Raw genomic sequence first — 24,706 nt, 5'->3', positions numbered from 1 at the left:
TAGTTCAATTCAAACATTTGTGCTAAGCTTTGAATATGACGTCCAGTAAATATAAGACCCGGGCTACCCCGCAAAATATTCATCATCGATTTGAAAAGAACGAGACTGTTTCGCTCGATTTAGTCGAAGAACAGGATATCTGGTGGTTTACAGAAAAAGACTGTGACCAGTCAGATTTGACCGAGCTCATAAGAGAAGAAAGTAAAACCATCATATCAAGCAATCGCTCTCCCGATGTTCCATTTGAATACAGCATTAATCCGTATCGAGGATGTGAACACGGTTGCATCTATTGCTATGCCAGACCTACACATGCTTATTGGGATTTTTCCCCAGGCTATGATTTTGAATCAAAAATCATTTACAAATCAAATGCAGTCGAATTATTGAAAAAAAGATTTCAGTCAAGGGGCTATCAATGCAAGCCCATATGTATCGGCGCAAACACCGACTGCTATCAACCCGCTGAAAAAAAACTGGAAATAACCAGAAACCTGTTGAAGTGCTGCCTCGAATATCGGCACCCTGTTTCGCTCATTACTAAAAGCCAGTTAATCTGTAGAGATATAGATTTACTTTCAGAACTTGCAAAACAAAACCTGGTCTCTGTAGCTGTCAGCATGACTACACTGAACAATAATTTAAAAAGAAAGCTTGAGCCCAGGACAGCGAGTCCAAACTCGAGGCTGGCTACTATTCAAACCCTTGCAGCTGCAGATATCCCTGTCACCGCATTAATCGCTCCAATAATTCCAGCGATTAACGATCATGAACTGGAATCAATTATTCAAATAGTTGCTCAGCAGGGAGCATCAAAAGCGGCCTATATTATCTTGCGCTTACCGCATGAGGTTCGCCCCCTGTTTTTAGAATGGCTCGACAATCACTACCCTTTGAAAAAAGGAAAAGTATTAAACTACCTGAAGTCATTGCGTAAAGGTCAGCTAAACCATACCGAATATGGCAAACGAATGTCCGGTGAAGGCATTTTTGCCAAACTCATTGAAAAACGCTTCTCTCTGGCCTGTATAAAACATGGCATAGAGAGAAGACAAAATGAAATATTAAACACTGCACAATTTTCTGCTGAGCTTAACCACAACCAGTTAACTTTGTTTTAGCTAACTTCAGAAGGCTGGCAAGATATTATTAGGTAATCACAGATTAATATTGAACAAACAGATAACCCTAGTTTGAGTTGATACTAATCTGTTGGGAGTGGTAACGACCTTTTCGATCGACTTCTCCTTTATTCAGACTTAATTGAAAATCGAAGCAGGGTGCGTCATAAACCAGTGTATGAAACTCACCGTCTTCACCGCAGGGATCAATGTTATCGGGAAGCTTGTTGAGAAACGATGAATCATATTCACAGCCAACAAAGTTTCCATCAAGATGTTTTGTGTCTACCGTTGAAAGAAAAGTCTTGATATTTCTTTGAATAATTTCCTGTGCCAGATCCAAAGGCTTTTCACCTAGCAATGGAAATATACATTGCCATCCGGCCGGTTCGATATAGCTACGCCGATAGTCAGCGATTCCATTATGAAACATATCTCCGAAAGCTACAGCTTCTACATCTAATCCGCAACATCTTATTGCGTCAACGACTAATGATTGATAAATGTCATTTGAAGGAAAAACTTCTGGCAGCTCCTGAAGTATCAGAGGTAATCCAACTGCTTTGGCTTGTTCTTTTACCACATCGACTGGTGTCGCCTGAAACGGAATGCTCTCACCTACATGAGTTGTAAGAAGAGCAACAACTTCTATTTTTGAATTCTCGAGTAATCTAAGCAAGGTCAAAGTAGAATCTTTTCCCGATGACCAGCTAACGACTGTTTTCAATTTTTTCATAAAATATTTCAATAAAGTTAATCGATTTTTGCACGCATTCTTACAATATGTTCGTAAAACCCTGCCTTTTTATAGGCCCGGATAGCGGCCTCATTTTCAGCATAAACTTCCAGTCGAATCTCGCTGATATCTCTGGATTTAGCCCATTGAGTCAGTCCGTCAATTATCATCTGATTGACCCTTTTTCCTCTAAACTCCGGCAAGACAAACATAAAGCCAAGAAAAGCGTGACTTTCATGCTCGACGTAATCTTTAGATTGTTTGATCTTGGCATAACCTGAAGCAACAATATTATCTTCTGCGGTAACAACCAGCACTTCGGCTGTATCACTGACTATCATTTCACCAATGTCGTAATAATTGATGTGCCCATTTTTTAAAGTTGGGTCAAAGGGCCTCTCAGCGGCAATAATCCCCTGTTCAAACTGCAACAAAACTGGCATGTCGGAAGGTTCTGCTCTTCTTAAGATTAAGTTATTCATAGAACACCTGGTAAAAATAGATATCACTCAGATTAATTCAGCACCTTCCCAAAATCAACGGCTATCAGAAGTTCTCATATCAGATATAAGTATTCTGTCGTTGTATATAAAATCAGCTCTGCTAAGCTTTTAGGCAATCATCCTTATTGGAAAAAAGTATGAAAATAGTAGAAATACTTCTCGTTGAAGCCCCTCATCAACCAGGGAATATGGCCAAAGTCTTAGCCATCGTTGGAAGCTTTGGTATTACTGTTGAAGGTTTGAACGCGGTAAGACGCCTTTATCGAGACACAATTTGGGAGATCACTATTGAGTATGATGATACCTTTGATATGCAACTTCTGGTGGATGAAATAAACAAGTTGCCTGAGACCCAAATAGTCGGTAAATCTGACCGAGTATTTAATCGCCACAAAGGCGGAAAGATCAAAACCCAGTCAAGCATTGAGCTTTCTTCACTAGATGTTCTACGTGATGTGTATACACCCGGCGTTGCCCGAGTTTGTCAAGCAATTCAGGCCGAACCCGATAAAATTAAAGATTATACGAATCGACAAAATACCGTTGCTATAGTAACAGACGGCTCAGCAATTTTAGGCCTTGGAAATATCGGACCAGAAGCAGGATTACCGGTAATGGAAGGCAAGGCAGCAATCTTTTCAGAGCTGGTTAATATTTCAGGAGTTCCCATTTTACTTAAAGAAAATGATCCCCTGCGTATTATAGAAACAATCGAAGCAATATCTCCTTCTTTTGGGGCCATTTTGCTTGAAGATATTAAGGCCCCGGAATGCTTTCAAATTGAAGAAGAATTAATGCAACGTCTGAACAAACCTGTTTTTCATGATGACCAACATGGCACAGCAATCGTTGTTCTTGCGGCATTGTTAACGGCAACGAGAAGACTAGGAATAGATATTAAGGATAAGGTTTTTGGTCAAATAGGCCTTGGCGCCGCGGGAATGGGAATTTGTAATTTGCTTCTCGACTATGGCGTTAAAGATGTCATGGGCGCAGATATCAGTGAGGATGCAAAAAAGAAACTTCGCGGTCAGGGAGGCACACCGAGTAGTCTTGAAGAGATAATGGCAAAAGCAGATATCGTCGTCGCCACCACTGGAGTTAAAGGACTAATCAAGCCTGAAATGGTACGAAAGGGCCAAATAATAATGGCACTTACCAATCCGGATCCGGAAATTGAACCTGAACTAGCGCTTGAAAACGGCGCAGCTTTCGCAACAGACGGTAAAACGGTTAATAATATGCTCGCTTTCCCGGGGCTTTTTAGAGGCGCTCTCAATGCTGGCGCGAGAACGATTACTCATCAAATGAAGATAGCTGCCGCGGAAACTTTGTCCAGTTTGGCAAAGGAGCATGCGCTGGTACCGTCAGCCTTAAACAAAGAAGCACACCAGGCAGTTGTGGACTCAGTCTACGCGAAAGCTATACAGAATAAATAAATCACGCCGGAAAAAGCTGTTTGAAGAGTGTCGACATTTCAGTTTGAAGAACTGGTTTACCCCACCAGTTCTCTTCCCCACTTCTCAATAAGATTCTTGATTTTTTCCAGATTAACCGGTTTCAATAATATGTCCTGAATGAATTTTCTCGAAGCGATGTAGTCTTGAGAAATAAAGTCTCCGGTTATTAAAATGATTGCTACCTGATCGTTAACTTCTTCATGAATTTTCATCGCCATCGAAATCCCATCCAACTCAGGCATCTGACCATCGGTCATTATCAAGTCATAATGCTTTGTGGACGCACGATTTAATCCCTCAAGACCATCTGAGGCAATATCTACCGAATAGCCCAGTTTTTTTAAAATGTGACGCAGCACTTGTTGATTAACTGCATTATCTTCAACGACTAAAATTTTTAACGGGTAAGCTTTGGCTAGCTCAGAAGGTAGTCTGGAAAGTATTTTCGTATTAGCTCCCGTTTTCAGATTAAGTCCCTGACTGATAGTTGCAATGACATTATTTCTCTTAAGCGGCTTAACGATAGTACGAATACTTTCTAATCCAGCTACTTCTGGGTGCTTATTGATAAATTGATAACTACACATCAAAACCAACATTTTTTGCGTTTCAGCTAAATAGAAACTTTCATCGTCAATTAAATGAAGCTTTTTTCCGCAGCAATATCTTGAATCCATCAAAATCAAATCGACGCTATCATTTGAGACAAACATTTTTTTTATCTCTACAGAGTTTTCAAGCTTGATACATCGCGCGCCCAATTGCTGACACATCAGAGATAGTGCCTTAGCACATAGCTGGTTCTTGCTGGCGATGGCAATAGTCTTTCCTTTCCAGTCAGGTAATGCAATTTCGCTATCAGGAAGTAGTTCCTTTGCCATGTCAACGGTAACGGAAAAGGAAAACTGAGTTCCTTTGTCTGGTTCACTTCTCGCTTGTATCTGCCCTCCCATCATTTCTACGATTCGCTTACTAATATTTAATCCCAGCCCTGTTCCTCCATACTTGCGGGTTATGCTGGCATCGGCCTGTTCAAATGCTCGAAATAATCGCATCAGTGTTTGTTGATCCATCCCCATTCCGCTATCAATGATACAGAAGGACAAAATCACTTTCTCCTTAGCTAAAATTTCATGTCCGACACGAATAACGATTTGACCTTGCTTGGTAAACTTAAGTGCATTTCCCACCAGGTTAACAAGCACCTGCCTTAAGCGTGTAGAGTCTGCGTGTATATACTCCGGTGTACCTTCTTCCAACAGATAAAGCAGTTCAATATCTTTATCTTGAATCTCGTAGCAAAAGAGTTCAAATACTCCTTCAATACATGACACCAGATCGAAGTCGTGATTTTCCAGACTTAGTTTACCGGCTTCAATTTTCGAGAGGTCGAGAATATCGTTAACAATCGATAGTAAATTTTCACTGCTAGTCTGAATCATATCAAGAAATTCTTTTTGCTCTTTTGATAGCTGGGAGGTTTTTAAAAGCTCGGTAGTACCTATTACGCCATTTATAGGAGTTCTTAACTCGTGACTCATAGTCGCTAGAAATTCAGACTTAGCCTGATTCGCTTTATCCGCAGAACGCTTTTCCTCAAGCGCACGTCGATACCAACTATATAAAAGAGTCACCACCAAAATGCCTGTAATAATGAAACTAAAAATCATCCAACGCTGAATAACCTGCGCAGATTGCAAACTATCGATGGAGGCGTTCTGCCTGGCTATTTCAGCATCTCTTGCAGCAAGCTGAAATCGGTTCTCCAGAATATCCAACCTCGCCTGGCGCTCATCGGCTTTGATAGCCTTTTCAAGTAGATTAAGCTCGTTTTGCAACCTGAAAGCAGCTTCATAAGCTGTCAGTTTTTCCTGAATTTCAATATAGATTTTCAACAACTCCAAACCGATAATTTGATTTCCTTCGGCTAGTTTAAATAACTGATAGGCTTTTTCCGCCTGCGCGGAAGCAACAAACAGGTTTCCCTGTAGTACTTCTATTTTTGCACGATTCAAATAAGGCAACACCGAATAATCAATTTTATCGTTATCTCTGACAAACTCCTTCACCTTGGAATTGAAGTGAAGTGCTTTTACAGTATCATTACTTTGAAGGTATATCTGGGTTAGTCCATTATAAACTTCAATATATGTTTCACGCCTTTCCTGACTTTTAACCAGACGAAGTACCTGCTCATAATCTGGAATGGCCTCCTGATACCGCCCCTGAGCCTGTAAAGTCTCAGCACTTGCCGTAAAAACAAAAATTTTCGCCTGAGCATAAGAGACTTGATGCACTATTTTTTTCATAGCTTCTACATGCTGCCATGCTTCTTCGTGCAGTCCCATTTTGTTCAATACAAATATCAGATTACGTCCTACAAGTATTCCCGGGTAAGACTCAGGTACAAAATACAAAGAAGCTTTTTGGTAAGCGGCTAACGCTTCATCTGCCAGGCCTGCATTAATAAGGACATTGCCCAATGCTATGTAGCTATTGCCCAGCCAGTTGGGCTGACTGGGATCAGGGTTGGGAGTACTTTCGGGTAGATCCAGTTGAAGCTTTATCGCATCTTGTAAAAAAGAAAATGCCGGCCCCTGCTTTCCCATCAGGCGATGAGCTTGTCCACGACAATATAAGCCTCGAGCTTTGTAGAAGTCATTTTTAGCTATACTGGCCCGTTCAACAATAACCTTTCCTATCGCATCTTCTTCATGATAATTTCCAACAAAATAGTGTAGCCTGCATATTCTCGCCGAGAGTTCCAGTTCATAGCGAGTGACATTTTTTTTAGAAAGTGCGCCGAACACCGCAATATGACTCTCGAGAGCACCAGCCATTCCACTTTTAGTCTCGCGCCAGAGAGTATCTAAAGTTTCAACTTGAGCTTTGGTAAGCGGCAAAAGCTCATGGCCTACTTCCGAATCACCGTTAGCATTGAATGCAAAGGCTATAAAAGTAAGACAGAAAATTAACCATAAACTTACTGTTTTGTTTTTCACTAGCAAGGCCACCTCTATCCCACCGCAGGTTTGACCCAACGAGAAACTGTTATTTAAGTGTAGTTAGTCATATCAACTCATTTAACATCTATTAGTCATAAAGAGAATCTTAGAAATACAATTTAGCTATAAAAATACTGGCTGGTGTAATCTGCGCGAAATAACGCGCCATATCACGGGTATAATTGACAAACCTTAACAATCTGAATACAAGAACGGTAAAGAAATTAGCATCAATTATCTTTTACTTATAGACAGTATCATTTTTAATGAGTATGCTAGCGCATCATTTCATTCAAAAGAGCAGGCCAATGAACAACTCAATCATCTGGAAATTCGCAGATAATGTTCGTATTTGCATTGCCGCGTTGCTCTTGTTCTCAAAAGTAAGCATCTGCTAATCCAGCTGCATACTGCTCGAAGACCAACTCGGCTTCTTTTTCCACCAAAATATTTTTCAGTTCGGTTTACTTCCGTCGATTTTGACTTTCACTTTCGGTGACACTGCATTTTAGCCCGGATAAACTATCTCGTCGACGATTAGAGCCTCTCTGAATTACGCTTATCTCTTTGATTAAGGTACTCACTGCTTATAACAGTTCGAGTGTTTTTCACTAGTCATCTTTGACTCAAATTGAAGAAATTATTGGCAACAAATATATAAGTGATTAGACGTGAGTACCTTCTGTTATGAAAGGATTATCAAGTGAAAAAAATATCACAATTTATTAAGTTATTTAAACAAGCATTATCGGGTAATGACAAACAGGATTTTACCCAGGGCTCTATAGGCAAAGCAGCATTTTTGTTGGCTGTTCCAATGGTATTGGAAATGGTCATGGAGTCTATATTTGCGGTGACAGATATATTCTTTGTCGCTGCGCTTGGTGCGGACGCAATTGCAGTCGTAGGACTGACGGAAGCAATAATTACACTACTTTATGCTGTAGCGATTGGGCTTAGCATGGCGGTAACCGCTACCATCGCTCGTCGAGTAGGAGAAAAAAATATTGAAGGAGCAAACCTGGTTGCAGGCCAGACAATCTGGCTAGGTTTCGTTGTCGCCTCGATGGTAGCACTTATCGGAGTGTTCTATAGTGAAGATATACTGACAATGATGGGCGCCAGCGACTCGGTGATTGAAGGCGGAAAAAACTTTACCAGTATTATGCTGGGCGGTTCTATCACAATATTATATCTATTTTTATTCAACGCAATCTTTCGAGGAGCCGCTGACGCCAGTGTCGCAATGAAGTCATTGTGGCTGGCCAATGGTCTAAATATTTTTCTCGACCCCATGTTAATTTATGGTATAGGACCATTTCCAGAACTGGGAGTTACTGGCGCAGCAGTGGCGACCAATATTGGTCGCGGAGTAGGAATATTATATCAACTCTACCATTTAACTAATGTTGGAAACCGAATTAAGCTTGAAATCAGTCACCTTAAAATCGATTGGGAAGTTTGTCTAAAGTTATTAGGTACCTCGGCGGGAGGAATCTCTCAATTTTTGATAGCTACTGCAAGTTGGATCGTGCTGGTTCGGATAGTTTCAAGTTTCGGTAGTGAAGCTGTAGCGGGTTATACTATCGCAATACGAATCGTGATATTTGCCATTTTACCCGCGTGGGGATTGAGCAATGCGGTCGCCACCCTGGTTGGTCAGAACCTTGGGGCTGGTGCACCGGACCGAGCAGAAAAATCGGTATGGACTATCGCCAAATATAATGTATTTTTTATGGTAAGTATTGCATTAATTTTCATTATATTTGCGCAGGAAATAATACAGTTATTCACTCAGACTACATCAGTGATTATCTATGGTGTAGATTGTCTACGCTATGTGTGCTACGGCTATGGCTTTTACGCGATAGGAATGATTGTGGTTCAGGCTTTCAATGGTGCAGGAGATACAATAACTCCGACGAAGATCAATTTCTTCTGCTACTGGTTATTTCAAATTCCGCTAGCTCTTGCTTTGGCAATTGCATTTGAACTGGGTCCAAATGGAGTGTTCCTTGCAATAACAATCGCCGAAAGCCTGATAGCACTGGTCGGTATAATCTATTTTCGGAGAGGCCACTGGAAAACTGTTAACGTTTAAATTTACCATCATGTATATACTAAGTCTTCATTAGTCCTGAAGACTTAGTATTTTCGAGCATTTGTCGACTCAAATACTCGACCTGGGGTTTAGCAGTAATTTTTCATCGATCGGATAAAAACGACTAGCCGCTTTAACAAGTAAATTAGCGGTCAATGATTCAACACCAAAAACATCGACAGGAATTTGATATTTATTCTGGATTCTGTCCACTAAAACTTCAAAATCACCATCACCAGAAACAAGAACCACTCGATCGACTTTTTCAGCCCAATCCATCGCATCAATGGCAAGACCAACGTCCCAATCACCCTTAGCCGACCCGTCTCGCCGTTGAATAAATGGTTTGAGTTTTACTTCGAAGCCAATGGCTCTAAGAATATTTTGGAATTGTTTTTGCTTTTCGTCTCCTCGATCAATCGCATAGGCAAAAGCGCATTCAACCTCGCGTCCATCTGAAACTTTCGTCCAAAAAGCGTTATAATCGAAGTTTCGATTAAACGCCTGATTTACCGTGTAAAAAACGTTCTGAACATCAACAAAGATGGCAACTTTCGGTAGTTTTTTAATCAAATTTAATCCTGAATATCAGAGCTTTTGACTGACCTTTTCAGCCAGAGTTTTTAATCCATTCATATCACAAAAAGGCTTCTCTCTTTTGCTATGCTGATATTTTATCTCAACAAAACTGTTACCTTTTCTCAATCGAACCACTGAGCGCTCACCTGTAACTTTGTCACTGGTATGAAATGCAAAGCCACCATCGGCAACAGCAAGCTTTTCTGCAACAGCTTTGTTCTTATCAGATATCATCGCATTCTTTTCGTAGCTATCTGCTTGATTCTTTTCAGAGTAGCGGGCCAAATTAAATCCCAGACGGTTAGCAAAAGACAGTCTGAACTCTCGTACGCAAAACATGTCTTTCTTACCATTCTCAAATGGCGACTTCTTGTACTCTAGATTCGCTTTGCTACAAGCACTCTCGATATCAGCCAAAGTTAATAATGCTTCGCAATCGGGAGAGTCAGCATATACATTTGATATATTTAGTATGACTAGTATCCATGCAGAAACTATTTTTTTTACACCCATAGCACTCTCCAAATTGTCGGAATAATGCCAGACTATCCCTAATCAATTGTGAATAGCAAGATTTAAACAGCAATTTTTATTTAAAACTGATGATGTCTGCTCAACAAAAATCAAAATTTGTCCTTAAAAGGTCCTCTCAGGTAAAATAGGGTAAATTTATCCGGGTTGTAACTATCAATTTAATGCCGACTCTATTTCATCACACATTAACTCGATCTACGCAAACCGACAATTCTTCGGAGGCTCTGCTTCATAAAGACAAGGTCAAGAGTTACCAGGAATTAATCAGCGAATCGGACCAGATTTCTGCCCACCTGACTAATCTCGGTGTTTTAAAAAGCGACAGAGTAGCGGTCTATCTCCCCAAACAGTTCGAGACAGTCGTTAGCTTTTATGCCATATCAATGGCTGGAGGAGCTTTTGTTCCAGTAAACCCTTTGCTAAAAGCACAACAGGTAGCTTACATATTAAATGATTGCGGTTGTAAAATTCTAATCACTTCTCTAAGCCGCTATAAACAGTTAAAAAGTTCGCTTGACGAAATCCATTCGCTGCAAACGGTGATCTTGACTGACTGCCCTTTAGAGCAAACCCCAAATAATTGCATGAACTGGATACAACTTGCCGAAGCGCGAGCTGCAACAGGAGGAGAGCCACCAACAATCATTAGCAAAGATATTGCGGCGATTCTCTACACTTCCGGTAGCACCGGTAATCCCAAAGGGGTGGTGCTATCACACTCGAACCTGATCGCCGGCGCCAAAAGTGTCAGTGAGTATTTGGAAAATCACTCAGGAGACAGGCTACTTGCGGTTCTGCCTTTTAGTTTTGATTATGGGTTATCCCAGATTACAACCGCCCTACTTAGCGGCGGAAGCGTCGTCCTTATGGAGTACCTCTTTCCCAGAGATGTTGTTAACGCTGTAGCGACCTATCAAATAACCGGGCTAGCTGCGGTGCCTCCACTGTGGGTTCAGCTGGCTGAACTTGAATGGCCTCAGGAAGCTGTCGATTCTTTACGATACTTTACTAATAGTGGAGGAGCCATGCCATTGGCAACTCTTGCTAAACTACGAACAAGCTTGCCTAAGACATCTCCCTATTTAATGTATGGACTTACAGAAGCTTTCCGAAGTACCTATCTACCACCAGCAGAAGTTGACAGAAAGCCAGGCTCAATGGGGAAAGCCATTCCGGATGCTCACATTTTGGTCATCAATGAACAAGGCGAAGAATGTGCCGCTGGAGAAGAAGGCGAGCTTGTACATCGCGGCCCCCATGTTGCGATGGGTTATTGGAACGCTCCACAGAAAACTGCCGAAAGATTTAAACCAGCTCCGCAAAAACATTGTGATGGTTTGACTTCAGAAATAGCCGTCTGGTCCGGCGATACGGTTGTAAAAGATGAAGAAGGATATCTCTATTTCATTGGACGAAAAGACGATATGATTAAATCCAGTGGTTATCGAATTAGTCCCTCGGAAATTGAAGAGATTGTCTACCAATTTCCTTCGATAAAAGAGGTCTCAGCTATTGGCGTACCCCATCCGCAATTAGGCCAGGCCATTGTTCTGGTTATAAAAACCGAGTACGAAGAATTTAGCGAGGAAGCTCTCCTAAAGCACTGCCAAAAGCAAATGCCAAACTTTATGCAACCTAAAGCAATAAAAGTTGTTGCGGATTTACCAAGAAACCCAAATGGCAAAATTAATCGCAAACAATTAGTTAAAACCTACAATGATCTTTTTGCCTGGTCACGTTAGGTAATCGATCTCTTCGCAAGTAATGTATTTCACATTGACAGGACGAATCACCAAAGTTGAAGTAAAATAGTGTTAAATACATAAATAATATGGGCACTTAAGTGACAACAAAGACCAGGCCAATGCATGCTCCAATGACTCAGTTTCAGACAAACGGAGACCAGCTCTTAGTCAATGGGCACCCGATAAGCCTATTGGCTCTCCGCGCCGGGCAGACACCATTTTATGTGTACGACAGGAGTGTCATTCATCGTAATATTGAACGACTGCGCCAAAAGATGCCGGAAAGCTTGAAAATTCATTATGCAATGAAAGCAAATCCAATGCCTGCGCTGGTTAATTTTATTCGACCACTTGTTGATGGTCTGGATGTTGCGAGTGGCAGAGAGTTGAGAGTTGCACTCAATTCGGGAATGGATGGGCACCAGATAAGCTTCGCTGGTCCAGGCAAACAGGAAAACGAATTAATTGCAGCAGTGGCATCTCAAACAACTCTGAACGTTGAATCTTTTACCGAACTTGAAAAGTTACGAGATATCAGTGACCAGATAGGTGTTCGTGCACGAGTTGCTATACGAGTAAACCCTGACTTCGAACTCAAAGGTTCAGGCATGAAAATGGGCGGGGGAGCTCAACAGTTCGGCATTGACGCCGAGCAAGTTCCTGATGCGTTAGATAAAATAAACCATTACGGCCTGCATTATCGAGGAATGCATTTATTTACCGGTTCACAAAACCTGAACGCTGATGCAATCTTAACTGCACACAAAGGGATATTTGAATTAGCAAACAGATTACAGAAGCACGCTCACTCAGAGATTGAATCATTAAATATTGGCGGAGGACTCGGAATCCCTTATTTCCCAGGAGAAAAACCAATAGTATTGGATGCAATTGGCGAACAACTTGCTGCTCTAATTAGTCAATTTCAGGCTGAACACGGGGACTGCGAAATTGCCATGGAGCTGGGACGATACCTTGTGGGTAATGCTGGACTCTATGTTTGTGAAGCTATTGACATCAAACAAAGTCGTGGCAAAGAATTTATCATAGTCAACGGGGGACTACATCACCACTTGGCAGCATCCGGTAATTTCGGCCAAGTTATTCGTAAAAACTACCCTGTTGCGGTAGGCAATAAAATGCAACAACCTGTTGTCAGGCCGGTTCAAATTGTTGGGCCTCTGTGTACACCACTCGACCTGCTAGCTAATCAATACGAATTACCGCAGGTGAGCGTGGGCGATCTGATTGTCATCTATCAGTCTGGCGCGTATGGTTTTTCTGCTAGTCCGCAGGGTTTTCTCAGCCATCCAGAACCGGTTGAACTCCTTGTTTAAAAAATGGTCATAAGTTATTCATTTTTAAGCAATAATCTAGTACTCGGCAGCACTACTGGCAAGTGAATGAGATATTGCTTAAAATATGCGCCTTTTTCCGCACACTCGATAGTTGGCGGCTATAGTTATAAATATTCACATAGCTGGAAGCTTGGACTTTCGGCTACCAGCAACTGCTGACAGATGGTTGTCTTTTATGCTTTTAAATCAGCTTTACCAAAAAATCGTTTCAGTTCCTCTAAAGCTACTTGTTAGTAGCCGCTTACTTCCTGATGATCCGGTAAAAGAATTGGAAATCGACAAGAGTCAGCCTATTTACTATGTACTTCAAAGACGCTCTACCAGCAGTTTTTTAATGCTTAAAGAGAAAGCAAGACTGCTTGGACTGCCAAATCCCAGCCTAATGAAAAGCGATTCGGAAGAGATTCAGGATGGGGCAGTTTTTTTTCTCCAGAATAAAACACTCTTTGGCATCGGTGGAAAACTGGTTAATAAATACCAAAAGCGTCTAGCTCGATTGATCCATGAGCAAAGAAAAAATACTGACAAGAAATTTCAACTGATTCCGGTTTCAATATATTGGGGCCGAAATCCCGGAAAAGAAAATTCGCTACTCAGACTAATATTCACCGATACAGAAAGTGCGACACCTTTTAGAAAATTTTTTCTATTCCTGTTTCAAGGTCGAAATTCTTTTGTCCGCTTTGCAAAACCTGTAGACGTTAACCGTGTAGTCACTCCGGAACAATCAGATCAATCTTTAGCAACAAAAATCACACGGACATTAAGAGTACATTTTCATAGAAGACGCCAGGCTGCAATGGGACCTCTCATCAGCAATCGCCGTCAGGTTATTACAAATCTTGTGGTGAGCGATAATATTAAAAAGGCGATTGAGCGAGAAGCCAAGTCAAAGAACATTTCACTGCAAAAAGCCAAAAAGCAGGCAATCAAATATGCGGATGAAATAGCGTCAGCTTATTCATACAAAACGGTCAGGATTTTGGAATCTGGACTCACTCATCTTTGGAATAGAATTTACGATGGAGTGAAAGTTCGAAATGTTGAAATGGTTAGAGAACTGGCGACTACGCATGAGATCATCTATGTTCCGTGTCATCGTAGTCATATAGATTATTTGCTTTTATCTTACACTCTTTACCATGAAGGCCTGGTTCCTCCCCACATTGCAGCTGGTATTAACCTCAACTTTTGGCCAGCAGGCCCTATCCTGAGGCGCGGAGGGGCATTTTTCCTGCGTCGTAGTTTCGGCGGAAATAAACTTTACACAGCAGTTTTTAATGAATATATATTCCAGTTGATGGATAGAGGAATACCTCTGGAATTTTTTCCGGAAGGTGGCCGTAGCCGAACTGGGCGACTACTACCTCCTAAAACAGGTTTGCTAGCCATGACAGTTCAAGCCTGCTTGAGAGGGACCCGAAGACCGGTAGCACTGGTCCCGGTCTATATAGGTTATGAACGCATGTTCGAAGGTAAGAGTTACCTGAATGAGCTACGTGGTGCAGAGAAGAAGAAGGAGTCATTTGGACAACTGCTGGGAATTCGAAAAACGTTAAAACAGGCTTTTGGCAAGGTTTATCTCAACTTTGCAAAACCATTAATGCTCAATGAATATTTAGACGAAAAGCAACCTGACTGGCATGAGTATAGAGGCCAGGCTGGCGCGAAACCAAGCTGGCTAACACCACAAATTGGCGAGATATCGATTGAGCTTATGGAGCGTATTAACGCATCTGTAACACTTAACTCTGTGAGCCTGGTCTCCCTAATTTTACTCTCGACGGAAAGGGTTGCACTTGGTAGAAAAGAATTAGCGGAACAACTTGAACTGCTACTATCAATTCAAAAAGGTGCTCCTTTTAGCGAGCAAACATATCTTCCTGATGAATCACCCGCGCAAATTATTGCACAGGCGGAAAAGTTAAGAACGATATTCAGTGTTGATAATCCAATGGGAGAAATAGTTACCACCGATGAACAAACAGCAATTCTCCTTACATACTATCGCAATAATATTTTACATATTTATATCACTTCATCATTAATAGCCAGCTGCTTTTTAAATACTGAATCTTTAACCAAGAATGAGCTCATTTCTGAGCTAACAAAACTATTTCCGTTCCTAAAGAAAGAGTTATTTATCGACTGGGAAGAAAAGGAATTTATCGAACAAATCGAGAAGAATTTGTCTGTCTTTATAGACAATGAGATTCTATTTGTTAATGGCGATTTAATTACTCGTGCAGACGAATCAATGCCGGCGTTTGACAAACTTTTTACTCATGCACAGATAGCTCGACCGACGTTACTTCGTTACGGCATTATTTTGACCTTATTGACAACTCAGGCAGGCCGCGAAAACCTATCTCGACAAGATCTGGAAAAAAGAAGCCAGCAAATGGCACAAAGATTTGCGGCACTATACAGTTTGAACGCACCCGAATCTTTTGATAAGAATTTATTCCGAAATACGGTTAGCGTATTAAGAGAAGGAGATTTGATAAAAGTAAGTGAAGATAACCGGTTTGAAATCAATCCGGAACTTTCAAACCTTTACGATACTATATTGTCAAAGCTCAATAATCACTCTCGCCATATCATGCTGAAAACTGCAGCGTGGGCAAGCCGGTACTGGGATGAAAAATAGTTTTCATCCCGGTCGTTATTCGTCAAAACACTCGAAAGGAATGGTAAAACTTGCTAATAAACCACCTTCTGGATGGTTTTCAAGATTAATTTGACCACCGTGCATCTCTACAATACGTGAAACAATAGCGAGCCCTAGTCCAGACCCTTTTCCGCCACGTGCCTTATCACCTCTGGCAAATGGCTGAAATAGTCGTTCCTTGTCTAAATCAGGAATTCCATTACCATAATCTCTTACACTTACAGTAATTCTCGTATCATCCGCACTGGCAGAAACAATTACCGGAGCTTTTCCGTAACGATAGGCATTTTCGATAAGGTTGCTCACTAAACGTTTCATTGCCATTGGTTTGAAGTCGATCTCAGGAAGCTCTCCTATTTGTGTAGAAATTCCATCATGCTGCTTACTGGCAGCATCAACAACCTGCTGTATCAGTTCAGCCAAATTACCAGTTTCCATCTTTTCTTCGCTACCATACCTGACATAACCAATAAACTGGTCAATGATATCGTCCATATCCTGTGTATCAGCGATAATACCGGCTTTTATTTCTTCATCTTGATCAGATAGAAACTCTGATGCCAGTCTAATTCGAGTAATTGGTGTTCTCAAATCATGGGAAATGCCGGCAAGTAAAAGTGTGCGATCTTCTTCTAACTGGTGAACATCAGAAGCCATCTGATTAAAAGCCGCGGTCACCGAGACCATTTCTTGAGGCCCGGTTTCTTTAAGCTTTCCGGGATAGTCACCTCGTCCAATTTCTCGCGCCGCAAAAGCAAGTCGCTTTAGTGGACGGTGTAATTGAATCACCAGAATCCACGCACCTGCCAGACTAAGAAAAAGCAACATTCCGGTAAAGATAAAAAGCTCCATCGGATTACTTCCCTCATACTCCCCGATGGGCATTCTGATCCAGAAGTTCGGATGTGCAGGCTCGCTAATCCATAGATATATCCCATCCGAAATCTCCACTCTCACTTCGGTATTCTCCCCCAGATAACGAATCGCTTGTTGACTGAATCCTCGATGGTACTTGGCACGCTCCAAACCATCAGGTAGCTCTCCGCCATTCATGGGGTAAAGCTCTAGTTGTGTCGTTTTGGAAAAGCCGACCGCCAAACTTCGTGGCATGTAGGTTTCTTCACCGATCCTGAGTAACTTGATCTGATTTGAGGCCAGATACATCACAATACGATTATGTCGATCCACAACAAAATGCTGGATAGTAAAATAAGAAATAACATGGCTGATTACAAGCAAGGTACCTATCATCAGCGTGTTTCTTCCGAAAAAGCTTTGTGGTAGTAGTTTCAACGGGATTTACGAGTTAATGGTTCAATACACCTAATAATATAGTTATTTACTGTGATTATTAACCATTTAAACGTAAATATTTCTATATGGAAAGGTGTTAATTAGCCAGTTTAATCAGGTCTTCAATGACAATTGACTTATCTTTGTCATGCATGGCTTCACTGGAAATAATACCAAACCGCTTCGCTTGAGGGCTGATAATGAAAATTCTTCCGCTATGGTCGACGCTGTAATAATCTTCACTTTCGGAATTGATGGCATAGACACCTCCAATTGAAAATACGAGTTTGTCTATTTCTTCTTTTTCTCCTGTTATTGCCACAAAATCTTCTTCAAAATGACTGATATATTGAGCGAGATGTTCAACAGTATCTCTTTTAGGATCAACTGATAGAAAAGTAAATTGAAACTTTTTTTGCAAGCTTTCAGGAATTGCCTGATATATTTTACTCATATCATTGAGGGTCATAGGACAGACATCTGGGCAATGTGTATAGCCGACAAATACCAGATTCCAACGGGACCTAAATGATTCCTGAGTGAAATCATTTCCTGTATGAGCTTTTAGCTTAAACGCCTCTATTGGCTTTTGGTTGGGATATACCAATAGCTGTTTAAAAGTCTCAGGCTGTTCACTACAACCGATAAGTACTGCACCAAAGGCGACAAGGAAAAAACATCTTGCAATAAATTTCATTTTACATCCAAGTTACAGGTTTTAATCTACAATCACCGGAAAATTACGATCGACTATAAAAGCGATGAAAAGAATCATCAGATAATAAATAGAATACTTAAATGTATCCATTGCGACTCTTCGCTCTTCCGTGCGCCATAACTTAATTGCATAGTACATGAATATCGCTCCGAGAATCGTCGAACTCACCAAATAGATTAAGTAAGACATTCCGGTAACATAGGGTAGTGCTGCGGCAAAGAGCAGCAGTAGCGTATAAAGAACAATATTCAGTTTAGTAAACTCGATCCCATGGGTTACTGGCAACATAGGAATATCAGCTTTGGCATATTCGTCTTTTCTAAAGATTGCCAGTGCCCAAAAGTGCGGTGGTGTCCAAACAAATATAATCAACACTAACAGTAACGCGTGAGGATGAATATTCCAACCAGCACCGTCTACAGCAGTCCACCCTAAAAGAGGAGGAATAGCTCCGCTTAAACCGCCAATAACAATATTTTGTGGTGTCGCTCGCTTAAGATACATAGTGTAAACAAAGGCATAACCAACCAGACCAAGAAAAGTTAGTATCGCTGTCAAAGGATTAACAAAGGCAAGCAACAAAACCATTGAAGTGACAGATAGAAAAGTAGCAAAAATAATCGCATTCCGATCACTGACTTTGCCGGTTACTACCGGACGCTTAAAAGTCCGCGCCATAATTGCGTCAATTTTTTGGTCTACCACATGATTGACTACCGCAGCGCCGCCTGAAGCAAATCCAATTCCAATGGTAGCAATAATTAAAATATCTAGTGGCACTGACTCGACAGGAGCCATATACATACCGACAACAGCTGTAAGCAATATCAGCAATACAACTTTGGGCTTGGTTAACTCCAGATAATCTTTCCAGGTTGTGCTTGCTGTATTCATTTTTCTGCCTCACCAAGTTTAGTGTCCGTCTGCGGCATTAATATCAATGTAAGCAAGCTCACCATAGTAACAACCAGAAGCGCACCAACAGCGTTATGCGCCACTGCATTGGCAAGAGGTAAGTGGGAAACAATATTGTTAATCCCTAAAGATATTTGAATCGCCAGTAATGCTGTTAATAACCAGCCACACTGATTTAACAATTTGTTGTTTTTTAGTCGAACTAGCTTAAAAATTAGGGCTGTGAGTACAAGCGTCGTTACAATAGCGCCGATTCGGTGCATTGCATGGATAGCGACACGCGCATTTTGCTCGTGAATACCGTACTCAAAATGCTCTTCATCAAACCCCCACATCTGAAGCGCGTTAATGAACTCTCCGTCACTCAACCAGTTCCCCTGACAGATAGGTAATTCAAGGCAAGACATAGCCGCATAATTTGCCGAAGTCCATCCCCCCAGAGCGACCTGAAGTACCACTACGACCAGAGTAAACCAGATTAACTTTTTAAGGCCGTTGGTCACCCCAGGATTGATAGGAGAAACAAAGCGAAAGTGATAGCGTAAACTTAAAGCAGCCAGTAGAGAGAAAGTTGTGATCCCCCCCATCAGGTGCAACATTACAATTGAAGGATGCAATTTCATGGTAACCGTCCACATGCCAAGGGCGGCCTGAAACGTAATTAGGCAAAGTAAAAAAGTTGAATGCTTAACCGCTTGTTTTGGTTGGCTTCTCCAGGCAAAAACGGCAAGAGCGAGCACCATCAATCCCAGTGTTCCTGCAAAATAACGATGTACCATTTCAGGCCACGCTTTCTCAAACTGATATGGTTGCTCGGGAAAGGCCTGATTGGCTTGCTCAATATGATGATCTTTGGTTGGGATATGCATAAAACCGTAACATCCCGGCCAATCCGGACAACCAAGCCCCGCATCCGATAGTCTGGTAAACGCCCCTAAAATCACTACTATCATTGCGAATCCCGTTGCAAAAATAGCAATATTTCTAATTAACTTCTTACTCATAACTTTCTCAAATATCTAATTTTATTATTCTAACTATCCCAAGCGCGAGTATTTAAACAACCGCTGTATGTCTATTCTCAAATCTTTGCTTCTTGACGGCGCCTCATCTTTGCTTTTAACCAATTCATAGCGCATCATGATATTGCCAAGAGGATCAACCAAATAAATATAATTGGCTTCAAGCTCTTTATTCAATCCGCTGCGTGTTTGCGCCAGAGGTTTTACGCCCTTGTTGGTAAACTCACTATAAGCAACCGGAAACTGCTCTGTTTTAATACCACTGCCTTTCCGTAAGACCAATAGGGGATTTAGACGATCGATCTCTTTACCCAGCCCAAGGTGCGTTTGTTTGATCATGAAAACATTCAGTTCTATACACGCTTGATCACAAGATTGTTCGTCTGCGGGAAAAACCCACCAATAAAGTGTCTCAAACTCTTTACCGGAAATAGTCTTGCCGTCATCTCGAACAAATTCGAAATCTTCGATATCTAAAACGTCTTTTTCAATTAAGAGCTGACCTCGATTTTCTGTTGCTTTATTAAACCAGCCTGTAAAATATGCTGAATAAGCAATAATTACCGGTACAAAGAAAATGGCGAACAATGCGATCAGTGTTGCCCGGTTTTTTCTTACATTTGCTTCATGTGATTCATTTTTTGCTTCTTCAAAGTCCATCGTTTTACCTTTTTTTAATCGCAACAACCAGGCAGATAATTAGTAGTGCTAAGGCTAACCCAAACCATTGCACCGCGTAGGCCAAATGTTTTTCAACCGGCATATTAGTCCACTTCCAGTCGACTTCTAACGCATGGGGTGCATCAGCATCGAGTCGTATAACAAAAGCCTCCAGCCTTGTCCCAAATTGTTTTTCGAGAGAACTCAACATTGCTCGGTCAAGATACGGAATGCGAAAGTTACTATTTATCACTTCCATTTCCCCCAAAGCAGGAGATAGCTCTTCTGTTATGGGGTATAGCCTTCCTGAGAGTAACCAGGTATCACCTGAATCATAGGGCGAAATAAATTTTGGTAGTTCAAGTCGGTCTTTACCACCAAATATCCACCCGTGATTAACTAAAACACTTTTACCAGACTTAACATCTTTTGCCAGAGAAAGAACCTGATATCCCGCAACTTTTTTGTGGGTCTTATTATCGAGAAAGATTGCTTTGCTGGATAAAGGCTGCAGCTCAAGTGAAACTCGATTGAACTGGTTCAGTTCTTTCTCTGAAATGTGAGATAAGTTAGCCAGTTCATTTTCATTTCCTTTGGCCAAAAACTCAAGTCTCTGCTGTTTTTCTTTAGCTCGATTAAGCTGCCAAAATCCTAATTCATTCAGCAGCGTTTGTGTCGCTAGAAATAAAATTAACAACCAGATATTGAGCCTGATCTCATAACGTCCAATATGATAACTGATTGTACTCCTCAAGATCCGGTTACCTGCTAGTGTTATTTTTATCTCGGCCGCGTATTCTAACATTTTTTTGTGGTAAGCTAGGAGTACAATTCACTGGAAATGAATAAAATATGCTCATAAAAATTCTTATTGTTATCGCTATGTTGGCAATATTGTTCAGCCTTTTTAGAAGCCTTTACTTTTTAACGACTTCTACTGAAAAAAACTCGGACAAAACGGTTAAAAATTTAAGTTGGCGCATAGGCTTGTCGATATTGCTTTTTGTGTTGCTGATCATCGGCGTCTACACAGGGATTATCGACCCTCATGGCTTGCCGTTGGTAGAAGAGCCTGCAAAAACTTAGCTTTAAACAGATACTTTGATTGAGCGAATTAGAATTCAGTCCAACAAAAAGCCGAAGTAGAAACTTCGGCTTTTTTATTGATTAATGCTCTGTATTTACCATCTATCTCAACTACAGAATGTAAACAAAGATAAACAGGAATAGCCAAACCACATCAACAAAATGCCAATACCAGGCACCAGCTTCAAATGCAAAGTGGTTTTCAGGCTTAAAGTGTCCGCTGGCACAACGAATGGAAAGTACAATCAGAAAAATAGTACCGATAGTTACATGAAGTCCGTGGAAACCAGTCAACATAAAGAAGGTTGAACCATAAATTCCGCTACCTAACGTTAACCCCATATGGTGATAAGCTTCATAATACTCGTAAGCCTGCAAACAAAGGAAAATAACACCCAACAAAGCGGTAATAACCGTGTAATTGATCAAGGTATTGCGATTTCCTTTGATAAGAGCATGATGAGCTATCGTTAAAGTCCAAGAGCTAGTCAAAAGGATTGCAGTGTTAATCGCGGGAAGACCAAAAGCCCCCATAGCCGTTGTAGTGTCTCCAGCCGGAGTTTCAACCATAGGCCAGGAAGGTATAAACTCAGGCCACAATAAGGCATGAGTCATTGCGTTGTTACCTTCACCACCTAACCACGGCATAACCATTGTTCTTGCATAGAACAAGCCACCGAAAAATGCCGCAAAGAACATTACTTCAGATGTAATAAACCACAACATTCCCTGACGGAAAGAACGATCCATTTGTGAGCTATAGAGTCCACCCATTGACTCTCGAACAGTGTCACGCCACCAGCTCCACATCATATAAAGAATGATCGAAAGTCCGACAAGGAAGATTAACCATCCCCAGCTACCTTCATTGCCATACTTACCGGTAGTTTGCTGAATAAAATTACCGCCTCCAAAAGCCAATAAAAACAAACCAATAGCACCTACGATAGGCCATGGACTTTGTTCTGGCACATAATACTTTTCGTACTTCTCTTTTGTTTCAGTACTCATTTTTTATCTCCATTTCAAAGCAACGTAGTCGTTACTTTATTTGGCTGCTCCCGCTGCAGCTTCAACCGCATCGGTCACATTAAATAATTGATAGGATAAAGTTAAATGATTAATGTTTTCTGGAATTTCGCTATCGATGTAAAACTTCATCGGCATTTCAACCTCCTGTCCAGCGAGCAATGTCTGCTGGTCAAAGCAGAAACACTCTGTTTTATTGAGGTAGAGCGCAGCTTCTCCAGGTGAAACACTAGGCACAGACTGCCCAATAATATCTTTGCGTGAAGGGTTTTTTGCATAGAAGCGAACTTCGTTTAACTCTCCCGGATGAACCTTCATCGTCCGAGTCAGCGGTTTAAATTCCCAAGGCATACCATTACTGATATTTGCAATAAAGGTGATGGAAACTTCGCGCTCGGTATTAACCATGCTTTGTTGATAAATTGCTTTACCACGCGTTTTGCCATTAATACCGGTTACTTCACAAAAGACATCATAAAGTGGAACAAGCGCAAACCCAAACAAGAACATACCGCCGACAACGCCGAGCAGACGCAGCACCAGCTTCTTGTTATTATCGTTTGTCACTTGTTCACTCATTTAACTAACTTTCCTTTAACTTAACCTTTAGCTACCTTAGTCAACTTTAGGTGGTGTATCAAACGTATGATAAGGCGCTGGACATGGGAGTTTATCCCACTCAAGACCAGTCGCACCGTCCCATGGCTTATCTTCTGATTTCTTACCACTGCGAATAGTTTTAATCACAATGAAAAGGAAGAATAGCTGACTTAGACCCAGAGCAAATGCACCGATACTTGCTAACTGGTTAAAGTCGGCAAACATCATATTGTAGTCAGGGATACGTCGAGGCATACCTGCAAGACCACTGAAGTGCATTGGGAAGAAAGTTAAGTTAACAGCAATCATCGACCACCAGAAATGGATCTTACCCATTTTCTCGTTGTACATTTTTCCTGTCCATTTAGGCAACCAGTAATAAACTGCAGCAGTGGTACCAAAAATTGCGCCTGGGAAAAGTACATAGTGGAAATGAGCGACAACAAAATATGTATCGTGGTACTGGAAGTCAACCGGCGCCATTGCCAGCATCACACCGGAGAAGCCACCAATTGTAAAGAGAATCACGAAAGCGATCGCAAATAGCATTGGCGTTTCGAAGGTCATAGAGCCTTTCCACATGGTCGCAACCCAGTTAAAGACTTTAACACCGGTCGGTACCGCAATCAGCATAGTTGCAATCATAAAGAACAACTCACCTGCCAATGGCATACCAACCGTAAACATATGGTGAGCCCAAACAATAAATGACAACAAGGCGATCGACGCAGTTGCATAAACCATCGAAGCATAGCCGAACAACTTCTTGCGTGCGAATGCTGGAATAATTTCAGATGCTACACCGAAAGCGGGCAGAATCATGATGTAAACTTCAGGGTGTCCGAAGAACCAGAAAATATGCTGGAACATTACCGGATCACCACCACCGGCAGCATCAAAGAATGAAGTACCGAAATGACGATCAGTTAACATCATAGTTACCGCACCAGCAAGAACAGGCATAACCATAATCAACAAGAATGCAGTGATAACCCAGGTCCAGACGAACAAAGGCATCTTCATTAATGTCATGCCAGGAGCACGCATGTTGAAAACAGTAACGATAACGTTAATAGCTCCCATAATGGAAGAAATCCCCATCATATGAACGCCCAGAATGAAAAAGTCAGTACTTGGAGGTCCATAAGTTGTTGATAAAGGTGCGTAGAAAGTCCAACCAAAGTTAGGTGCCCCACCTTCCATGAATAATGAACTCAACAACAGAGTAAAAGCAAAAGGAAGGATCCAGAAGCTCCAGTTGTTCATTCGTGGTAACGCCATATCAGGCGCACCAATTTGCATCGGGATGAGCCAGTTTGCTAGCCCAACCATGCTCGGCATAACTGCACCGAAGACCATGATTAAACCATGCATTGTCGTCATCTGATTGAAGAAGTTCGGCTCAACAAACTGTAATCCAGGCTGGTAGAGTTCGGCACGGATAACCATCGCCATCGCCCCACCAATGAAGAACATAATAAAAGAGAACCAAAGGTACATCGAACCGATGTCCTTGTGGTTGGTTGTAAATAACCAGCGTTTAATGCCGGTTGGATGATGATCTGCCATC

21 protein-coding genes are annotated in these 24,706 nt (G+C 41.5%); 7 read left to right on the top strand and 14 right to left on the bottom strand.

Features of this window, described 5'->3' with window-relative positions:
• Nucleotides 1–35: 35 nt before the first annotated feature.
• Nucleotides 36–1,121, top strand: coding sequence for a PA0069 family radical SAM protein (locus tag IYN84_RS15185; protein ID WP_196140087.1), 1,086 nt, complete (start codon nucleotides 36–38; stop codon nucleotides 1,119–1,121).
• 67 nt (nucleotides 1,122–1,188) lie between these two features.
• On the opposite strand, the gene IYN84_RS15180 is transcribed toward IYN84_RS15185, so the two are convergent.
• Both IYN84_RS15180 and IYN84_RS15175 read right to left on the bottom strand, forming a co-directional pair.
• Complete coding sequence (locus IYN84_RS15180; RefSeq protein ID WP_196140086.1) at nucleotides 1,189–1,857, bottom strand: adenine nucleotide alpha hydrolase; 669 nt, start codon at nucleotides 1,855–1,857, stop codon at nucleotides 1,189–1,191.
• Nucleotides 1,858–1,874: 17 nt separating this feature from the next.
• A complete protein-coding gene (locus tag IYN84_RS15175) occupies nucleotides 1,875–2,339 on the bottom strand; it encodes a GNAT family N-acetyltransferase (protein ID WP_196140085.1) in 465 nt (154 codons plus the stop codon).
• Nucleotides 2,340–2,497: 158 nt separating this feature from the next.
• Between IYN84_RS15175 and IYN84_RS15170 the strand changes: the two genes are divergently transcribed.
• Nucleotides 2,498–3,799, top strand: coding sequence for a malic enzyme-like NAD(P)-binding protein (locus IYN84_RS15170; RefSeq protein ID WP_196140084.1), 1,302 nt, complete (start codon nucleotides 2,498–2,500; stop codon nucleotides 3,797–3,799).
• Nucleotides 3,800–3,855: 56 nt separating this feature from the next.
• On the opposite strand, the gene IYN84_RS15165 is transcribed toward IYN84_RS15170, so the two are convergent.
• A complete protein-coding gene (locus IYN84_RS15165) occupies nucleotides 3,856–6,822 on the bottom strand; it encodes an ATP-binding protein (protein WP_196140083.1) in 2,967 nt (988 codons plus the stop codon).
• Between the two features lie 706 nt (nucleotides 6,823–7,528).
• Here IYN84_RS15165 and IYN84_RS15160 point away from each other — a divergent pair.
• Nucleotides 7,529–8,926, top strand: coding sequence for an MATE family efflux transporter (locus tag IYN84_RS15160; RefSeq protein ID WP_210330550.1), 1,398 nt, complete (start codon nucleotides 7,529–7,531; stop codon nucleotides 8,924–8,926).
• Nucleotides 8,927–8,995: 69 nt separating this feature from the next.
• Here the strand turns inward: IYN84_RS15160 and IYN84_RS15155 are convergent, their stop codons facing one another.
• Together IYN84_RS15155 and IYN84_RS15150 are read right to left on the bottom strand one after the other, a co-directional pair.
• Nucleotides 8,996–9,499: an NYN domain-containing protein gene (locus IYN84_RS15155; protein ID WP_210330548.1), complete on the bottom strand. Its 504-nt coding sequence runs from the start codon at nucleotides 9,497–9,499 to the stop codon at nucleotides 8,996–8,998.
• A gap of 15 nt (nucleotides 9,500–9,514) precedes the next feature.
• Nucleotides 9,515–10,018: a hypothetical protein gene (locus IYN84_RS15150; protein ID WP_196140082.1), complete on the bottom strand. Its 504-nt coding sequence runs from the start codon at nucleotides 10,016–10,018 to the stop codon at nucleotides 9,515–9,517.
• A 182-nt stretch (nucleotides 10,019–10,200) separates the two neighbouring features.
• Between IYN84_RS15150 and IYN84_RS15145 the strand changes: the two genes are divergently transcribed.
• The 3 genes from IYN84_RS15145 (at nucleotide 10,201) to plsB (ending at nucleotide 15,792) form a co-directional block, all read left to right on the top strand.
• Nucleotides 10,201–11,781 (top strand): acyl-CoA ligase (AMP-forming), exosortase A system-associated, encoded by a 1,581-nt coding sequence (locus tag IYN84_RS15145; RefSeq protein WP_196140081.1) that lies wholly within the window; start codon nucleotides 10,201–10,203, stop codon nucleotides 11,779–11,781.
• A 101-nt stretch (nucleotides 11,782–11,882) separates the two neighbouring features.
• The gene (locus IYN84_RS15140; protein WP_371734901.1) at nucleotides 11,883–13,121 is read left to right on the top strand and encodes a pyridoxal-dependent decarboxylase, exosortase A system-associated; all 1,239 of its coding nucleotides are present in this window, start codon (nucleotides 11,883–11,885) and stop codon (nucleotides 13,119–13,121) included.
• Between the two features lie 196 nt (nucleotides 13,122–13,317).
• Nucleotides 13,318–15,792 carry a glycerol-3-phosphate 1-O-acyltransferase PlsB gene (plsB, locus tag IYN84_RS15135; protein WP_196140080.1) on the top strand — a complete coding sequence of 825 codons (2,475 nt, stop codon included), beginning with the start codon at nucleotides 13,318–13,320 and terminating at the stop codon, nucleotides 15,790–15,792.
• Nucleotides 15,793–15,807: 15 nt separating this feature from the next.
• Here the strand turns inward: plsB and envZ are convergent, their stop codons facing one another.
• From envZ to IYN84_RS15105, 6 genes are all read right to left on the bottom strand, one after another.
• Nucleotides 15,808–17,106 (bottom strand): two-component system sensor histidine kinase EnvZ, encoded by a 1,299-nt coding sequence (gene envZ, locus IYN84_RS15130; protein WP_256435623.1) that lies wholly within the window; start codon nucleotides 17,104–17,106, stop codon nucleotides 15,808–15,810.
• Nucleotides 17,107–17,203: 97 nt separating this feature from the next.
• Nucleotides 17,204–17,803 (bottom strand): SCO family protein, encoded by a 600-nt coding sequence (locus IYN84_RS15125; RefSeq protein WP_196140078.1) that lies wholly within the window; start codon nucleotides 17,801–17,803, stop codon nucleotides 17,204–17,206.
• 21 nt (nucleotides 17,804–17,824) lie between these two features.
• Entirely contained in the window at nucleotides 17,825–18,718 is an 894-nt protein-coding gene (cyoE, locus tag IYN84_RS15120) for a heme o synthase (protein ID WP_196140077.1), read from the bottom strand.
• Entirely contained in the window at nucleotides 18,715–19,743 is a 1,029-nt protein-coding gene (locus tag IYN84_RS15115) for a heme A synthase (protein ID WP_196140076.1), read from the bottom strand. Before IYN84_RS15115 ends, cyoE begins: the two co-directional genes overlap by 4 nt.
• Nucleotides 19,744–19,776: 33 nt before the next feature.
• Nucleotides 19,777–20,421: a hypothetical protein gene (locus tag IYN84_RS15110; RefSeq protein ID WP_196140075.1), complete on the bottom strand. Its 645-nt coding sequence runs from the start codon at nucleotides 20,419–20,421 to the stop codon at nucleotides 19,777–19,779.
• A 4-nt stretch (nucleotides 20,422–20,425) separates the two neighbouring features.
• Nucleotides 20,426–21,175, bottom strand: coding sequence for an SURF1 family protein (locus IYN84_RS15105; RefSeq protein ID WP_196140074.1), 750 nt, complete (start codon nucleotides 21,173–21,175; stop codon nucleotides 20,426–20,428).
• Nucleotides 21,176–21,273: 98 nt separating this feature from the next.
• On the opposite strand from IYN84_RS15105, the gene IYN84_RS15100 reads away from it, so the two are divergent.
• Nucleotides 21,274–21,507 (top strand): twin transmembrane helix small protein, encoded by a 234-nt coding sequence (locus tag IYN84_RS15100; protein ID WP_196140073.1) that lies wholly within the window; start codon nucleotides 21,274–21,276, stop codon nucleotides 21,505–21,507.
• Nucleotides 21,508–21,618: 111 nt separating this feature from the next.
• Here IYN84_RS15100 and IYN84_RS15095 read toward each other — a convergent pair whose 3' ends face one another.
• Genes IYN84_RS15095 through ctaD form a run of 3 tightly spaced genes read right to left on the bottom strand, consistent with a single transcriptional unit; the run spans nucleotide 21,619 to nucleotide 24,705 of the window.
• Nucleotides 21,619–22,518, bottom strand: coding sequence for a cytochrome c oxidase subunit 3 (locus tag IYN84_RS15095; protein ID WP_196140072.1), 900 nt, complete (start codon nucleotides 22,516–22,518; stop codon nucleotides 21,619–21,621).
• A gap of 36 nt (nucleotides 22,519–22,554) precedes the next feature.
• Complete coding sequence (locus IYN84_RS15090; protein ID WP_196140071.1) at nucleotides 22,555–23,115, bottom strand: cytochrome c oxidase assembly protein; 561 nt, start codon at nucleotides 23,113–23,115, stop codon at nucleotides 22,555–22,557.
• Nucleotides 23,116–23,151: 36 nt separating this feature from the next.
• A complete protein-coding gene (ctaD, locus tag IYN84_RS15085) occupies nucleotides 23,152–24,705 on the bottom strand; it encodes a cytochrome c oxidase subunit I (protein WP_196140070.1) in 1,554 nt (517 codons plus the stop codon).
• Nucleotide 24,706: the final 1 nt, after the last annotated feature.

Source organism: Aliikangiella sp. G2MR2-5 (assembly GCF_015687155.1).
Taxonomy (GTDB): Bacteria; Pseudomonadota; Gammaproteobacteria; order Enterobacterales; family Kangiellaceae; genus Aliikangiella.
Note: the sequence above shows the minus strand (reverse complement) of the source record. Positions and strands in the feature narration are given on the sequence as shown.

What these genes read in the sequence shown, in the direction of transcription:
- IYN84_RS15115 (WP_196140076.1), bottom strand. Translation starts at nt 19,743, where the DNA reads ATGAGTAAGAAGTTAATTAGAAATATTGCTATTTTTGCAACGGGATTC.
- IYN84_RS15150 (WP_196140082.1), bottom strand. Translation starts at nt 10,018, where the DNA reads ATGGGTGTAAAAAAAATAGTTTCTGCATGGATACTAGTCATACTAAAT.
- plsB (WP_196140080.1), top strand. Translation starts at nt 13,318, where the DNA reads ATGCTTTTAAATCAGCTTTACCAAAAAATCGTTTCAGTTCCTCTAAAG.
- IYN84_RS15180 (WP_196140086.1), bottom strand. Translation starts at nt 1,857, where the DNA reads ATGAAAAAATTGAAAACAGTCGTTAGCTGGTCATCGGGAAAAGATTCT.
- cyoE (WP_196140077.1), bottom strand. Translation starts at nt 18,718, where the DNA reads ATGAATACAGCAAGCACAACCTGGAAAGATTATCTGGAGTTAACCAAG.
- IYN84_RS15170 (WP_196140084.1), top strand. Translation starts at nt 2,498, where the DNA reads ATGAAAATAGTAGAAATACTTCTCGTTGAAGCCCCTCATCAACCAGGG.
- IYN84_RS15185 (WP_196140087.1), top strand. Translation starts at nt 36, where the DNA reads ATGACGTCCAGTAAATATAAGACCCGGGCTACCCCGCAAAATATTCAT.
- IYN84_RS15090 (WP_196140071.1), bottom strand. Translation starts at nt 23,115, where the DNA reads ATGAGTGAACAAGTGACAAACGATAATAACAAGAAGCTGGTGCTGCGT.
- IYN84_RS15125 (WP_196140078.1), bottom strand. Translation starts at nt 17,803, where the DNA reads ATGAAATTTATTGCAAGATGTTTTTTCCTTGTCGCCTTTGGTGCAGTA.
- IYN84_RS15175 (WP_196140085.1), bottom strand. Translation starts at nt 2,339, where the DNA reads ATGAATAACTTAATCTTAAGAAGAGCAGAACCTTCCGACATGCCAGTT.
- IYN84_RS15145 (WP_196140081.1), top strand. Translation starts at nt 10,201, where the DNA reads ATGCCGACTCTATTTCATCACACATTAACTCGATCTACGCAAACCGAC.
- IYN84_RS15110 (WP_196140075.1), bottom strand. Translation starts at nt 20,421, where the DNA reads ATGGACTTTGAAGAAGCAAAAAATGAATCACATGAAGCAAATGTAAGA.
- ctaD (WP_196140070.1), bottom strand. Translation starts at nt 24,705, where the DNA reads ATGGCAGATCATCATCCAACCGGCATTAAACGCTGGTTATTTACAACC.
- IYN84_RS15095 (WP_196140072.1), bottom strand. Translation starts at nt 22,518, where the DNA reads ATGAGTACTGAAACAAAAGAGAAGTACGAAAAGTATTATGTGCCAGAA.
- IYN84_RS15100 (WP_196140073.1), top strand. Translation starts at nt 21,274, where the DNA reads ATGCTCATAAAAATTCTTATTGTTATCGCTATGTTGGCAATATTGTTC.